At 68.6% G+C, this 12,264-nt stretch carries 12 protein-coding genes and 2 tRNA genes; 3 read left to right on the forward strand and 11 right to left on the reverse strand.

Annotated features, from left to right (window positions below; all coding sequences use genetic code 11):
- Positions 1-2 precede the first annotated feature (2 nt).
- Together VME70_06170 and VME70_06175 are read right to left on the reverse strand one after the other, a co-directional pair.
- A tRNA-Thr gene (locus VME70_06170) sits at positions 3-78 on the reverse strand.
- Positions 79-133: 55 nt separating this feature from the next.
- Positions 134-215 (reverse strand) — tRNA-Tyr (locus tag VME70_06175).
- A 60-nt stretch (positions 216-275) separates the two neighbouring features.
- Between VME70_06175 and VME70_06180 the strand changes: the two genes are divergently transcribed.
- Positions 276-770: a YajQ family cyclic di-GMP-binding protein gene (locus tag VME70_06180; protein HTW19780.1), complete on the forward strand. Its 495-nt coding sequence runs from the start codon at positions 276-278 to the stop codon at positions 768-770.
- An 8-nt stretch (positions 771-778) separates the two neighbouring features.
- Here the strand turns inward: VME70_06180 and VME70_06185 are convergent, their stop codons facing one another.
- Genes VME70_06185 through nuoB form a run of 4 tightly spaced genes read right to left on the reverse strand, consistent with a single transcriptional unit; the run spans position 779 to position 3,225 of the window.
- A complete protein-coding gene (locus VME70_06185; GenBank protein HTW19781.1) occupies positions 779-1,750 on the reverse strand; it encodes a magnesium transporter CorA family protein in 972 nt (323 codons plus the stop codon).
- Positions 1,751-1,787: 37 nt separating this feature from the next.
- Positions 1,788-2,189, reverse strand: a complete 402-nt coding sequence (locus VME70_06190; GenBank protein HTW19782.1) for a 4Fe-4S binding protein — start codon at positions 2,187-2,189, stop codon at positions 1,788-1,790.
- Positions 2,186-2,755: an NADH-quinone oxidoreductase subunit C gene (locus tag VME70_06195; protein HTW19783.1), complete on the reverse strand. Its 570-nt coding sequence runs from the start codon at positions 2,753-2,755 to the stop codon at positions 2,186-2,188. The genes VME70_06190 and VME70_06195 overlap by 4 nt, the downstream gene beginning before the upstream one ends.
- Positions 2,752-3,225 (reverse strand): NADH-quinone oxidoreductase subunit NuoB, encoded by a 474-nt coding sequence (gene nuoB / locus VME70_06200; protein HTW19784.1) that lies wholly within the window; start codon positions 3,223-3,225, stop codon positions 2,752-2,754. The genes VME70_06195 and nuoB overlap by 4 nt, the downstream gene beginning before the upstream one ends.
- Positions 3,226-3,282: 57 nt before the next feature.
- On the opposite strand from nuoB, the gene VME70_06205 reads away from it, so the two are divergent.
- A complete protein-coding gene (locus VME70_06205; protein HTW19785.1) occupies positions 3,283-5,022 on the forward strand; it encodes an acyclic terpene utilization AtuA family protein in 1,740 nt (579 codons plus the stop codon).
- 41 nt (positions 5,023-5,063) lie between these two features.
- Positions 5,064-5,603 carry a GNAT family N-acetyltransferase gene (locus VME70_06210; GenBank protein HTW19786.1) on the forward strand — a complete coding sequence of 180 codons (540 nt, stop codon included), beginning with the start codon at positions 5,064-5,066 and terminating at the stop codon, positions 5,601-5,603.
- A 100-nt stretch (positions 5,604-5,703) separates the two neighbouring features.
- Here the strand turns inward: VME70_06210 and VME70_06215 are convergent, their stop codons facing one another.
- The 5 genes from VME70_06215 to nuoK are packed head-to-tail and all read right to left on the reverse strand — an operon-like array spanning position 5,704 to position 12,260.
- On the reverse strand, positions 5,704-6,690 hold the full coding sequence (locus VME70_06215; GenBank protein ID HTW19787.1) for a polyprenyl synthetase family protein: 987 nt from the start codon (positions 6,688-6,690) through the stop codon (positions 5,704-5,706).
- Between the two features lie 45 nt (positions 6,691-6,735).
- Positions 6,736-8,271 (reverse strand): NADH-quinone oxidoreductase subunit NuoN, encoded by a 1,536-nt coding sequence (gene nuoN, locus VME70_06220; GenBank protein HTW19788.1) that lies wholly within the window; start codon positions 8,269-8,271, stop codon positions 6,736-6,738.
- Complete coding sequence (locus VME70_06225) at positions 8,268-10,007, reverse strand: NADH-quinone oxidoreductase subunit M (GenBank protein HTW19789.1); 1,740 nt, start codon at positions 10,005-10,007, stop codon at positions 8,268-8,270. Before VME70_06225 ends, nuoN begins: the two co-directional genes overlap by 4 nt.
- Positions 10,004-11,953 carry an NADH-quinone oxidoreductase subunit L gene (nuoL, locus tag VME70_06230; protein HTW19790.1) on the reverse strand — a complete coding sequence of 650 codons (1,950 nt, stop codon included), beginning with the start codon at positions 11,951-11,953 and terminating at the stop codon, positions 10,004-10,006. The genes VME70_06225 and nuoL overlap by 4 nt, the downstream gene beginning before the upstream one ends.
- A 7-nt stretch (positions 11,954-11,960) precedes the next feature.
- The gene (nuoK, locus tag VME70_06235) at positions 11,961-12,260 is read right to left on the reverse strand and encodes an NADH-quinone oxidoreductase subunit NuoK (GenBank protein HTW19791.1); all 300 of its coding nucleotides are present in this window, start codon (positions 12,258-12,260) and stop codon (positions 11,961-11,963) included.
- Between the last annotated feature and the right edge of the window lie 4 nt (positions 12,261-12,264).

Genomic DNA, 12,264 nt, shown 5'->3' on the forward strand with positions numbered 1-12,264 from the left:
CGTGGAGCCCCCTTACGGAATCGAACCGTAGACCTTCTCCTTACCATGGAGACGCTCTGCCGACTGAGCTAAGGGGGCGAGCGGGCACGAGGCTACACGTGCCCCTGCCTTCCGCGGAAGGCAGTGCCAGCCGTGGCGGGTGTTGGGTTCGAACCAACGTAGGCTGTGCCGACGGTTTTACAGACCGCTCCCTTTGACCGCTCGGGCAACCCGCCTTGTCGCGCATCGAGATGCGCGCGTCGGTCAGGATAGCGGGTGCAGGAGGAGGCACCGGAATGGCGGATGCGTCGTTCGACGTCGTCAGCAAGGTCGACCACCAGGAGGTCGACAACGCGCTCAACCAGGCCGCGAAGGAGGTCGGGCAGCGCTTCGACTTCAAGGGCACCGGCGCGTCCATCGCGTGGAGCGGCCAGGACGGCGTGGTCATCACGGCTAACAGCGACGAGCGGGTCAAGGCGGTGCTCGAGGTCTTCAAGGAGCGCCTCGTGCGCCGGCAGGTCTCGCTCAAGGCGCTCGACCACGGCGACCCGCAGGCCGCGGCCGGCAACACGTCTCGGCTTGCGATCGCGATCCGGCAGGGCATCGACTCGGAGAAGGCTCGCGCGATCGTGAAGAAGATCAAGTCGGATGGGCCGAAGGCGGTCCACGTCGCCGTACAGGGCGACACGGTCCGGGTCTCCGGCAAGAAGCGCGACGACCTGCAGACCGTGATCGCGATGCTGCGCGAGTCCGACTTCGGCATCCCGCTGCAGTTCGAGAACTACCGCTAGGACGGCGCTCAGAGCCAGTTGCGGCGGCGGAACATCATCCAGAGCAGGACGACGAAGCCGACGCTGAGCCCGAGTGCAGTGTAGCCGCCGGCTTTCGTTCCGGAGTTCGGGTAGGTCAGCACGTTCATGCCGTAGTAGCCGGTGATCACGGCCGGTACGGCGATGATCGCCGCCCACGACGTGACCTGCTTCATGATGAGGTTCATCCGGTTGCCCTGGATGGTGAGGTTCGTCTCGAGGATCGTCGAGACCAGGTCGCGCAACGAGTCGGTCCAGTCCGCGGCGCGCAGCACGTGGTCGTAGACGTCCTGGTAGTACGGCAGCAGCGCGTCGTCGACCATCCCGCTCTCGCGGCGCATCAGCGCGTTGACGACCTCACGCGTCGGCAGCACGACCCGGCGCATCCGGACCAGCGACTTGCGCAGCTCGTAGGACTGCCGCTGCACCTTCGTCCCGGTGTCCGAGTCCGAGAAGAGCAGGTCCTCGAGCTCTTCGATCTGGTCGTCGAGCTGCTGCACGGTCTGGAAGTGACCGTCGACGACGACGTCGAGCAGTCCCCACATGAGAAAACCGACGCCGTACTTCGCCAGGTTCTTGTTGTCGTCCCACCGCGCGACGATCGGGTCCATCGAGTAGCCCGGCGTCTTGCGCACGGTGATCAGGTACTGCTTCGAGGCGAAGATCGCCAGCTCGTGCGCGGTCATCTCGCCGTCGGCTTGGAGGCCGACGTCGTAGAGCGAGATGAAGATGTGGTCGTCGTAGTGGTCGAGCTTGGGCCGCTGCCGTTCGGCCGTCGCGTCCTCGACCGCCAGCGGGTTGAGCGAGAACTCCTCCGCGATCAGCGCGAAGTCGTCCTTCGTCGGCGCTTCGAGGTCGAGCCAGACCACGCAGTTCCTGGTTTCGAGATGGTCCGAGATGCGCTGCGGGTCGAAGTTCTCGTCGATGCAGTTGCCTTCGCGGTAGAGGCGGGTCTTGATCACAGCTCAGACGGTACGACGTACCCGGTCCGCGGACCCGTCAGCGCGCCGCGCCTCGCCGGTCGAGGTTGCCATCCGCCTCTGCCGGCGGCACCGTCGCGACCCAGGCGCCGAGCCGGTCGCGTTCCTGAATGAGCTCCGCGATCCCCGGCTCCGCGTACGAGAACTCCGGCGACCAGTGCAGCGCGTCGAACGGGCACGCCTCGATGCAGATCCCGCAGTACATGCACAAGGCGTAGTCGATCGCGAAGCGGTCGAGCACGTGCACGGTGCGCGGCCGTCCGCCAGGTGCGGCCGGCGGCTCGGTCTCCGGATGCGAGTCGATATAGATGCACCAGTCCGGGCACTCGCGCGCGCAGAGCATGCACGAGGTGCAGTTGTCCTCGACCAGCGCGATGACCCCTCGGCTGCGGTGCGGGAGCCCGGCGCTTTCGGCGTTCACGACGCCGGCCCCCACGAGCCGGGGTCGGGCACGCCCGGAGGGCGCGCGCGGCGCCGGCGCGGTGCAGCACTGGGTTCGAGGTCGCGATCGGACTCGCCGGGCTCCTTGGCGCCCGGCCACGGCTTCGCGACCCGCGATGCCAGCATGAAGTCCTTGCGCAGCGGGTGCGCGTCGAACCCGTCCGGCAGCAGAAGCGGGATCGGGTTCGGGTGACCCTCGAAGCGCACGCCGAACATCTCGAGGGTCTCGCGCTCGTGCCAGTTGGCGCCCGGCCACAGTCCGGTGAGGGTGGGCAGGACGCCGTCGTCGTGCGGAACCCGGGTCCGCAGCAGCACCCCACGCCGCTTCGAAGGCGACCACAACCGGACCACCACCGCAACCCCGGCGTCGAGGTCGTCGTACGCCGAGAGCCAGTCGAAGTAGGTGTATGTCGCGCGTTGGTCGTCACGCAGTGCGCTGGCGGCCGCAAGCCAGTCGGCCGCCGGCACGTCGACGGTCAGGCAACCGAACTCCTCCGTGACCGACGCGGTGGCGCCGACCACAGTCAGGACGTCGGCCGCACTCACGCCGCACCCTCGATCCGCTGCTGCAACAGGTCGAGGCCGTCGAGCAACGCCTCCGGTCGGGGCGGGCAGCCCGGGACGTACACGTCGACCGGGATCAGCTGGTCGATCCCCTTGGTCACGGAGTACGAATCCCAGTACGGTCCGCCGCAGTTGGCGCAGGAGCCGAACGACACGACGTACTTGGGGTCAGGCAAGCGGTCGTAGACCGCGCGGACCGCGGGCGCCATCTTGTCCGTGACCGTGCCGGAGACGACGACCACGTCGATCGCATCGGCTCCGGCCACTCCGTCCACTCCGCCGCGCAGCCGGTCCGGGTAGCGCATCGTCGCCGACGCGAACTCCACCGCGCAGCAGGCCAGCCCCACGTCGAACACCCACAGCGAGAGCTCGCGACCGCCGGCGAGTGCAAACCGGATCGGCGCCGGCGCGTCGCCAGGAGCGCGGCCGATCGACACCGGGATCGCGGGCACAGCCCGACCCTAGTGCGGCGGCTCGGGCTGGATGGGTGGCGCGGTAGCGTCGCGGGCATGGCCAGAGCGGTGCGAATCGGCAACTGCTCCGGCTTCTACGGCGACCGCTTCAGCGCCATGCGCGAGATGCTCGAAGGCGGCGAGCTCGACGTCCTCACCGGCGACTACCTCGCCGAGCTGACGATGCTGCTGCTCTGGCGCAGCGCAGCCAAGGACCCCGACCGCGGCTACGGCACCTCCTTCGTCCGCCAGCTCGAGGACTGCCTCGAGTTGGCCTGGGAGCGTGGCGTCAGGATCGTCGCGAACGCCGGCGGCCTGAACCCGGCCGGGTGCGCCAATGCCGTACGAGAACTGGCCGGGAAGCTCGGCCTGCGGGTCAACGTCGCGCACGTCGAAGGCGACGACCTGCTCCCCCGCCGCGACGAGCTTGCGGCCGAGGGAATCAAGCTGCCAGCCGACACCGTCACGGCCAATGCCTACCTCGGCGGCTGGGGCATCGCGACCGCGCTCGACCGCGGTGCGCAGGTCGTCGTCACCGGGCGCGTTACCGACGCCGCGCTGGTGATCGGCCCGGCCGCCTGGTACCACGGCTGGGCGGTCGACGACTACGACGCGCTCGCGGGCGCGCTCGTTGCAGGCCATGTCCTCGAATGCGGGGCACAGGCGAGCGGCGGGAACTACTCGTTCTTCACCGAGGTGCCAGGCATCGAGCACGTCGGCTTCCCGTATGCCGAGGTCTTCGAGGACGGCACGTCGGTCATCACGAAGCAGGACGGCACCGGCGGCCTGGTCGACATCGGCACGGTCACCGCTCAGCTGCTGTACGAGATCGGTCCGCCGCTGTACCTCAACCCCGATGTCACGGCCGAGTTCGGCAGCGTCGAGCTCAACCAGGAGGGGCCGGACCGCGTGCGGATCACCGGGCCTGGTGGCGGTGCAGTGCGAGGACATCGCCCGCCCGAGCACACGAAGGTTGCGGTCAACACGCTCGGCGGGTTCCGCAACTCGATGACCTTCCTGCTCACCGGACTCGACATCGAGGCGAAGGCCGACCTGGTCCGCCGCCAGCTCGCGCCACGACTCGACGGCATCGGGGACGTCGACTTCTCCCTTGCGAGAACGGACCACGACAACCCGGTGACCAACGAGCAGGCGACGGCCCGGCTGACCGTGACCGTGAAGGACCACGACGGTGCGCGGATCGGTCGCGAGTTCTCGAGCGCGGCGGTCGAGCTGGCCCTCGCGAGCTACCCGGGTGCGACGATGACCACGCCGCCCGGCGACGCGACGCCGTACGGCGTCTACCAGCCGCTGCTGCTGCCGAACCACCTGGTCACTCAACGCGTCGTGACCGATGACGGCACCGCCGTCGACATCGAGCCACCGGCCGGAGCGGCAATCGAGCGCGCCCGGTTGCTGCCGCGTCGGCCGCCGGCGGATCCGCCCGAGGACTGGGGTCCGATCTGGCATGTGCCGCTCGGGTCGCTGGTGGGCGCGCGCAGCGGGGACAAGGGCGGCGACGCCAATGTCGGCCTTTGGGTGGCGACGGATGCCGCCTACCACTGGCTGCGACACGAGCTCGACGTCGACTGTTTCAAGGCGCTGCTGCCGGAGACCGCCGGGTTGGACGTCACCCGGTACGAGCTGCCCAACCTGCGGGCGTTGAACTTCGTCGTCGCCGGGTTGCTCGGTGACGGTGTCGCGGCATCGACCCGTCAGGACCCGCAGGCAAAGGGCCTCGGCGAGTGGCTGCGTTCCCGGTACATGGAGATCCCGGTCGCCCTGCTCGAGGCTTGAGGCACCGGAAATCGGTTGCACCTGCTTGCTTCACTAAAGCCATGCCCGAGCTCGCGCTGCCGACGACCGCCGTCAAGGACTCGTTTCTTGCCGCCATGGCGGAGTTCCGCGCCGAGGGCCGGGGCGGCGCCGACGACGACTCGATGATCGCGAGTGAGCTTCGCCGGTACTCGTCGAGCTGGGCGAGCGACGAGGGTTTCGCGTCGTACGTCGATGAGCTGCGCGCGCAGGCCTATGAAGAAACGCCGCGCCCCGAGGGCTACGTGCCGTCGACGACCTGGTGGTATGTCGATGGCGAGGACTACCTCGGCCGGCTCGCGCTTCGCCACCGGCTGACCCCGCACCTGCTCGAGGTCGGCGGGCACATCGGCTACGACGTTCGACCGACCGCGCGCCGCCGCGGCCACGCAACCGCGATGCTGAAATCCGCGTTGCCGCACGCCAACGCGATGGGAATCGAGTCAGCGTTGCTGACGTGCGACAGCGGCAACGTCGGGTCGCGAAAGGTGATCGAAGCCGCCGGCGGCGTGCTCGAGGACGAGCGGAGCGGCAAGCTGCGGTTCTGGGTGCCGACCGGCTGAGCCACCCAGGCACACCGGGCCCTGCAGCGTCGGACGCCGAGGGGTTTGTGCACGCGTGTGTACCGCGGGCGGTACGCAACCGTTCACGGATCCGGAAGGTTCAGGACGTGCGGGCGACGACGAAGTCGCAGAGCGACTCCAGCGCCGCCTTCGCCGTCGACGGCGGCAGCGTGTCGAGGGTCGCCCGGGCATCCTCGGCCCAGCGCGCGGTGACGGCCCGCGCCTCGGCCATCACCGCATGCGCCCGCAGCTGGCTTCGCACGGCATCGAGCGCGCCGTCGTCGGAAAGGTCGCCGTCCAGCGCCGCGACGAGAGCGGCGTCCTCCTCGCGGCCGGTCGCTCGCAGCATCAGCACCGGCAGGGTCGGCACACCCTCGCGCAGGTCGGTGCCCGGCACCTTGCCCAGCTCGTCCGAGTCGGCCTCGAGGTCGAGCAGGTCGTCGGAGAGCTGGAAGGCGACGCCGATCCGCTCGCCCCACTGGGTGAGCAGCTCGGTCTCGGCCGGTGAGGCGCCGGACAGCATCGCGCCGAACCGCGCCGACGTACCGATCAGCGAGCCGGTCTTGTCGACGAGGACCCGCAGGTAGTGCTCGACCGGGTCGGCACCGGGCCCCGGACCGACGGTCTCGCGGATCTGGCCGTGCACGAGCCGCTCGAAGGTACGGGCCTGCAGCCGCACCGCTTCCGGCCCGAGGTCGGCGAGGATGTCCGATGCGCGGGCGAACAGGAAGTCGCCGACCAGGATCGCGACCGCGTTGCCCCAGCGCGAGTTCACCGAGTCGGCACCGCGCCGAAGCGTTGCCTCGTCCATGACGTCGTCGTGGTAGAGCGTCGCGAGATGGGTCAGCTCGACGACGACCGCGGCCGGCACGACGCCGGGCGCTGCCGGGTCACCCAGCTGCGCCGCCAGCAACGTGACCAATGGGCGGAACCGCTTGCCGCCGGCGGCGACGAGGTGACTGGCTGCCTCGCTCACGAAGTCGTCGGCCGACTTCACCTCGTCGCGCAGCATCGACTCGACCGAGGTCAGTCCTTCGGCCAGCACCGCTTCCAGGCCCGGCTCGATGGTGAGGCCGAGGGTGTTCATCGGTGACATCCCGATCCCCTCTCCGATCGGCCGATCGCTAGCGCCTCAGTGATAGAACGGCAGTGCCTGGTTGGCGAGGTTCAACAGCGGCTGCGGGAAGACGCCGAGCACCACGGTAGCCGCAACGGCGAGAACCAGCGCACTCGCGGTTCCGCCGCCGGGAGCGACGACCACCGGCCCGTCCTCGATCGGCTCCGCGAAGAACATCATCACGATCACGCGGACGTAGAAGAACGCCGCCATCGCGCTCGTGATCACCCCGACGATGACCAGCGGCGTCGCTCCGCCGGAGACGCCGGCCGAGAACACGGCGAACTTTCCGGTGAAGCCCGAGGTCAGCGGGATGCCGGCGAGCGCGAGCAGGAACAGCGCGAATACGCCCGCCACCAGCGGCGAGCGCCGGCCGAGTCCCGCCCAGCGCGACAGGTGGGTCGCCTCACCGTCCGGGTCGCGCACGAGGGTGAGGATCCCGAACGAGCCGATGGTGGTCACGCCGTAGGTCACCAGGTAGAACATCGAGCCGGACAGGCCGGCCTTGTTGAGCGCGATCACCCCGATCAGGATGAAGCCCGCGTGCGCGACTGAGGAGTACGCGAGCATGCGCTTCACGTCGGTCTGGGTCACCGCGAACACCGAGCCGACGACCATCGTGAGGATCGCGACCCCCCAGGCAACCGGCCGCCACTCCCAGCCCAGGCCGCCGAACGCGACGTAGAACACCCGCAGCAGCGCGCCGAAGGCGGCCACCTTGGTGGCCGATGCCATGAACGCCGTGATCGGCGTGGGTGCGCCCTGGTAGACATCCGGGATCCAGGACTGGAACGGCGCCGCTCCAACCTTGAACAGCAGCCCGACCGCCAGCAGCGCGAGCCCGAGGAACAGCAGCGTGTCGCTGTGCGTGCCCGTCACCGTCGCGGCCTGGATACCGGCGAGCGACACCGTGTTGGCGTAGCCGTAGAGCAAGGCAACGCCGTACAGGAAGAACGCCGAGGAGAACGCGCCGAGCAGGAAGTACTTGACCGCCGCCTCCTGGCTCAGCAGCCGGCGGCGGCGCGCCAGCCCGCACAGCAGGTAGAGCGGCAGCGACAGGACCTCGAGCGCGACGAAGAGGATCAGCAGGTCGTTCGCGGCCGGGAACAGCATCATGCCGGTGACCGCGAACATCATCAGCGGGAAGACCTCGGTCTGCGCCCGGCCACTGATGATCCCGGCCCGCTCTTCGGACGAGCCAGGCGTCGACGACGCCTGTGCAACCAGGGCACCGCCACCCATCCCCGGCGAACGGTCCGAGACCAGCAGAACGCTGGCGATGCCGAGCACCGCGATCGTCCCCTGGAGGAACAGCGTCGGCCCGTCCACGCTGACCGCGGTCCCAGCCGTGACGATGTGGTCGCCGGCGAGAGCAGCGGCCGCGACCAGCGCGCCGAGCAGACCGAGCAGCGCGACCGCAACCTGCGTGCGCCAGCGCGCGACCGCCGGCACGAACGCATCGACCAGTACGCCGACCACGGCCGCGCCGGCCGGGATGATGATCGGCATCAGCGCGTGGTACGCGATGGACGGGGAGTGGAAGTCGCTCACTTGCCACTCCCGGCGCCGAAGTGCGACACGGGCTTGCCCAGTCCGGTGTTGACGTTGACGATCCCGGAATAGGTGTCACACAGCGTGATCGTCAGGCGCGACTGGTAGGCGGCGGTCCCGATGTTCTTCGGTACCGGGCGAGCAAGGCTCGTCGAACAGGCCGCGTTCGTCGCGGATCGTTCCGGGACCGAGGGGTACGGGTCGTGCGTCCGGACCACCGAGTTGGTCTGCTGCACCGACGGGTTGATGAAGTCGAGGATCGGCTTCGGGTAGACACCGAGCGCGACGATCACGACCATGACCGGCGCGATGACCCAGGCCTCCCGCAGGCTGAGGTCCTTGAAGCCCTCGACCGCGGCCGTCACCGGGCCGTGGATCGTGCGTTGGATCATCCAGAGCACGTAGACGGCGGCCAGCACGATGCCGAAGATCCCCACGACCGCGAACCAGCGGTGCGCCGTGAACGTCCCGACCAGCACGAGGAACTCGCTCACGAAGGTCGACATGCCGGGGAGCGCGAGCGCCGACAGCCCGGCGACCATCACCATCGCACCGAGCCACGGCGCGACCTTCGCCACGCCACCGAAGTCGTCGACCAGGCGCGAGCCACGGCGCGAGGCCAGGAACCCGACAACGATGAACAGCGCGCCGGTGGAGAACCCGTGGTTGACCATGTACAGCGTCGCGCCCGAGCCGCCCTGGGTCGTGAAGGCGAAGACTCCGAGCGCGATGAAGCCGAAGTGCGACACCGAGGAGTAGGCGACCAGCCGCTTCATGTCGCGCTGCCCGATCGCCGCCAGCGCGCCGTACAGGATGCCGGTCACGCACAAGCCGAGGACGTACGGCGCGAGCAGCTTGGAGGCGTAGGGGAACAGCGGGATGCAGAAGCGCAGGAACCCGAAGGTTCCGACCTTGTCCAGGACGCCGACCAGCATCACGGCGGTCCCGGTCGGCGCCTCGCTCGCGGCATCCGGCAGCCAGGTATGGAACGGCCAGAGCGGCGCCTTGATCGCGAACGCGATGAAGAACCCGAGGAACAGCGCGACCTGCTCGCCGTGGGAGATGTGCAGCCTCGAGACGAGCACCTGGTAGTCGAACGTGCCGGTGCCGAGCTGGTGGCTCGAGACGACGTACAGGGCGATCACCGCGACCAGCATCAGCAGGCCGCCGGCGAGGGAGTAGAGCAGGAACTTCACTGCGGCGTACGACCGGCGCGGGCCACCGAAGGACCCGATCAGGAAGTACATCGGGATGAGCATCGCCTCGAACAGGACGTAGAAGAAGAACACGTCCAGCGCACCGAACACCCCGACGACCAGCGTCTCGGTCGCAAGCAGCAGCGCGAAGAACAGCCGCGGCCCGCGACCGCTCGGTGCCGGGCCGTCCGGTCCGTCGACCGGGTCGGCGTCGTGCCACGACGCGAGCACGCAGACCGGGGTCAGCACCGTGGTCATGAGGATCAGCGCGAGCGCGATGCCGTCCACGCCGAGCGCGTAATGCGCGCCGAACGCCTTGATCCAGGTGTAGTCCTGCACAAACTGGAAGCGCGCGCCGTTGGTCTTGTAGGCGAACGCCATGACGATCGACACGACCATCGCGACGAGCGAGGCACCGAGCGCCACGAACTTCGCCTGCTGCTCGCGCGCCTTGGGCAACGCCAGGATCGCGACCACGCCGGCAAGCGGCACCAGCGCCGTGACCATCACCCAGGGGAACCCGCTGTGCACCGCGATCACCCCACCCTCAGCAGCACGAGGGTCGCGGCCACCGCGAATGCACCGGCGAGCATCGACAACGCGTACGAACGGACGAAGCCGGTCTGCGCCCGGCGCACCCGCGCGCTCGTGCCGCCGATGCCCGCGGCGAAGCCGTTGACGACGCCGTCGACGCCCCGGTTGTCGAAGAAGACGAGCGCGCGAGTCAGGTACTGGCCCGGTCGCATGAAGACGGCCTCGTTCAGCGCATCACCGAATAGCGACTTGCGCGCCGCCACCGTGATCGGCGTCACGTGCGTCGGCGGCTCGGCCGGCACCGGTCGCATGCCCACCCGCCAGTAGGCGATGCCGACGCCGACGAGCACGACCGCGAGCGCGAGCAGGCTGAGCGCGGTTGCTGAAAGCGGCCGGTGCGCGGGTACGGCGATCGCTCCGACACTCGGCGTCAGGAAGTGCTGCAGGTCACCGTGCAGGATCAGCAGGTAGCCGGAGACCAGCGCGCCGAAGGCGAGGATCGCCATCGGGATGACCATGACGTTCGGCGACTCGTGCGGGTGCACGTCCCTCGGCCAGCGCTTGTTGCCGAAGAACGTCATGAGCATGAGCCGGGTCATGTAGAACGCGGTCAGGCCGGCACCGGCCAGTGCGACGGCGCCGAAGATGTCGCCTCGAGCTCCACCCTGGTCGAGGGCGGACTCGATGATCTTGTCCTTGGAGAAGAACCCTGAGAACGGGATGATGCCGATGATCGCGAGGTAGCCGAACGCGAAACACGCGAACGTCCACGGCATCACCTTGCGCAGACCGCCGAAGCGGCGCATGTTGACCTCGTCGTCGTTGCCGTGCATCACCGACCCGGCGGATAGGAACATGTCCGCCTTGAAGAAGCCATGTGTCAGCAGATGCAGGATGCCAAAGGCATAGGCCGCCGGGCCGATCCCGACCGCGAGCATCATGTAGCCGATCTGGCTCATCGTGGAGGCCGCGAGCACCTTCTTGATGTCGTCGTGCGCGCACCCGATGACTGCTCCGAAGATGAGCGTCACCGCTCCCACGATCTCGACCACCAACCGGGCATCCGGCGCCACGTCGTAGATCGCATTGGACCGCGCCACGAGGTAGACGCCAGCGGTCACCATCGTCGCGGCATGGATCAACGCAGAGACCGGAGTCGGACCCTCCATCGCGTCGAGCAACCAGGACTGCAGCGGGACCTGCGCACTCTTGCCGCACGCGCCGAGCAACAGCAGCAGGCCGATTGCCGTCATGGTGCCGCTGTGTGCGTGACCGCTGCGCGCGCCGTTGAACACCCCGTCGAACGCCACTGTCCCGAAGGTGGTGAACATCAGCATGATCCCGAGCGAGAGCCCGAGGTCTCCGACCCGGTTGACCAGGAACGCCTTCTTCGCCGCGACGGCAGCGCTCGGCTTCTGCGACCAGAAACCGATCAGGAGGTACGACGCGAGACCAACGCCTTCCCATCCGACGTACAGGACCAGGTAGTTGTCCGCGAGCACCAGCAAGAGCATCGCCGCGACGAACAGGTTGAGCTCGCCGAAGAAGCGCCGGCGGTCCGGGTCCTCGGCCATGTAGCCGATCGAGTAGACGTGGATCAGGGAGCCGACGCCGGTGATCAGCAGGACGAACGTGATCGAGAGCGGGTCCAGAAGCACGTTGGCGTTGACGTGGAAGCCGGCGACCGGCACCCAGCTGAACAGATGCTGGTCGAGCTGGCGGTTCTCGCCGTGGTCACGACCGATCAACGCGAAGAACTCGATGACCGCGATGACGAACGCGGCGATCGGCGTCGCGCAGCCGAGCAGGTGGCCCCAGGAGTTCGTCCGGCGCCCGCCGAGCAGCAGAACGGCGGCGCTCAGTGCCGGCAGGAGCACGAGCAGGAAGGTCAGGTCGAAGGCCCCCGTGGCACTGGCGTAGTGCACGGTCGTCGGGGCGGACGCGAGAGTCATCGGCGGCTCAGTACTTCAACAGGTTCGCGTCGTCGACGGAGGCGGACCGCCGAGATCGGAAGATGGACATGATGATCGCGAGCCCGATGACGACCTCTGCGGCGGCGACCACCATCACGAAGAACGCGATGATCTGCCCGTCCAGACTGCCGTTGAGCCGGGCAAACGTCACCAACGTGAGGTTGACCGCGTTGAGCATCAGCTCGACGCACATGAACACGACGATCGCGTTGCGGCGCACGAGTACGCCGATCGCGCCGATGGTGAACAGCACCGCCGACAGATACAGGTAGTAGTCCGCGCTCATCCGC

It is taken from the genome of Mycobacteriales bacterium (genome assembly GCA_035504215.1).
Classification (GTDB): domain Bacteria; phylum Actinomycetota; class Actinomycetes; order JAFAQI01; family JAFAQI01; genus DATAUK01.

What these genes read in the sequence shown, in the direction of transcription:
- VME70_06180 (HTW19780.1), top strand. Translation starts at nt 276, where the DNA reads ATGGCGGATGCGTCGTTCGACGTCGTCAGCAAGGTCGACCACCAGGAG.
- VME70_06205 (HTW19785.1), top strand. Translation starts at nt 3,283, where the DNA reads ATGGCCAGAGCGGTGCGAATCGGCAACTGCTCCGGCTTCTACGGCGAC.
- VME70_06215 (HTW19787.1), bottom strand. Translation starts at nt 6,690, where the DNA reads ATGAACACCCTCGGCCTCACCATCGAGCCGGGCCTGGAAGCGGTGCTG.
- nuoL (HTW19790.1), bottom strand. Translation starts at nt 11,953, where the DNA reads ATGACTCTCGCGTCCGCCCCGACGACCGTGCACTACGCCAGTGCCACG.
- nuoK (HTW19791.1), bottom strand. Translation starts at nt 12,260, where the DNA reads ATGAGCGCGGACTACTACCTGTATCTGTCGGCGGTGCTGTTCACCATC.
- VME70_06210 (HTW19786.1), top strand. Translation starts at nt 5,064, where the DNA reads ATGCCCGAGCTCGCGCTGCCGACGACCGCCGTCAAGGACTCGTTTCTT.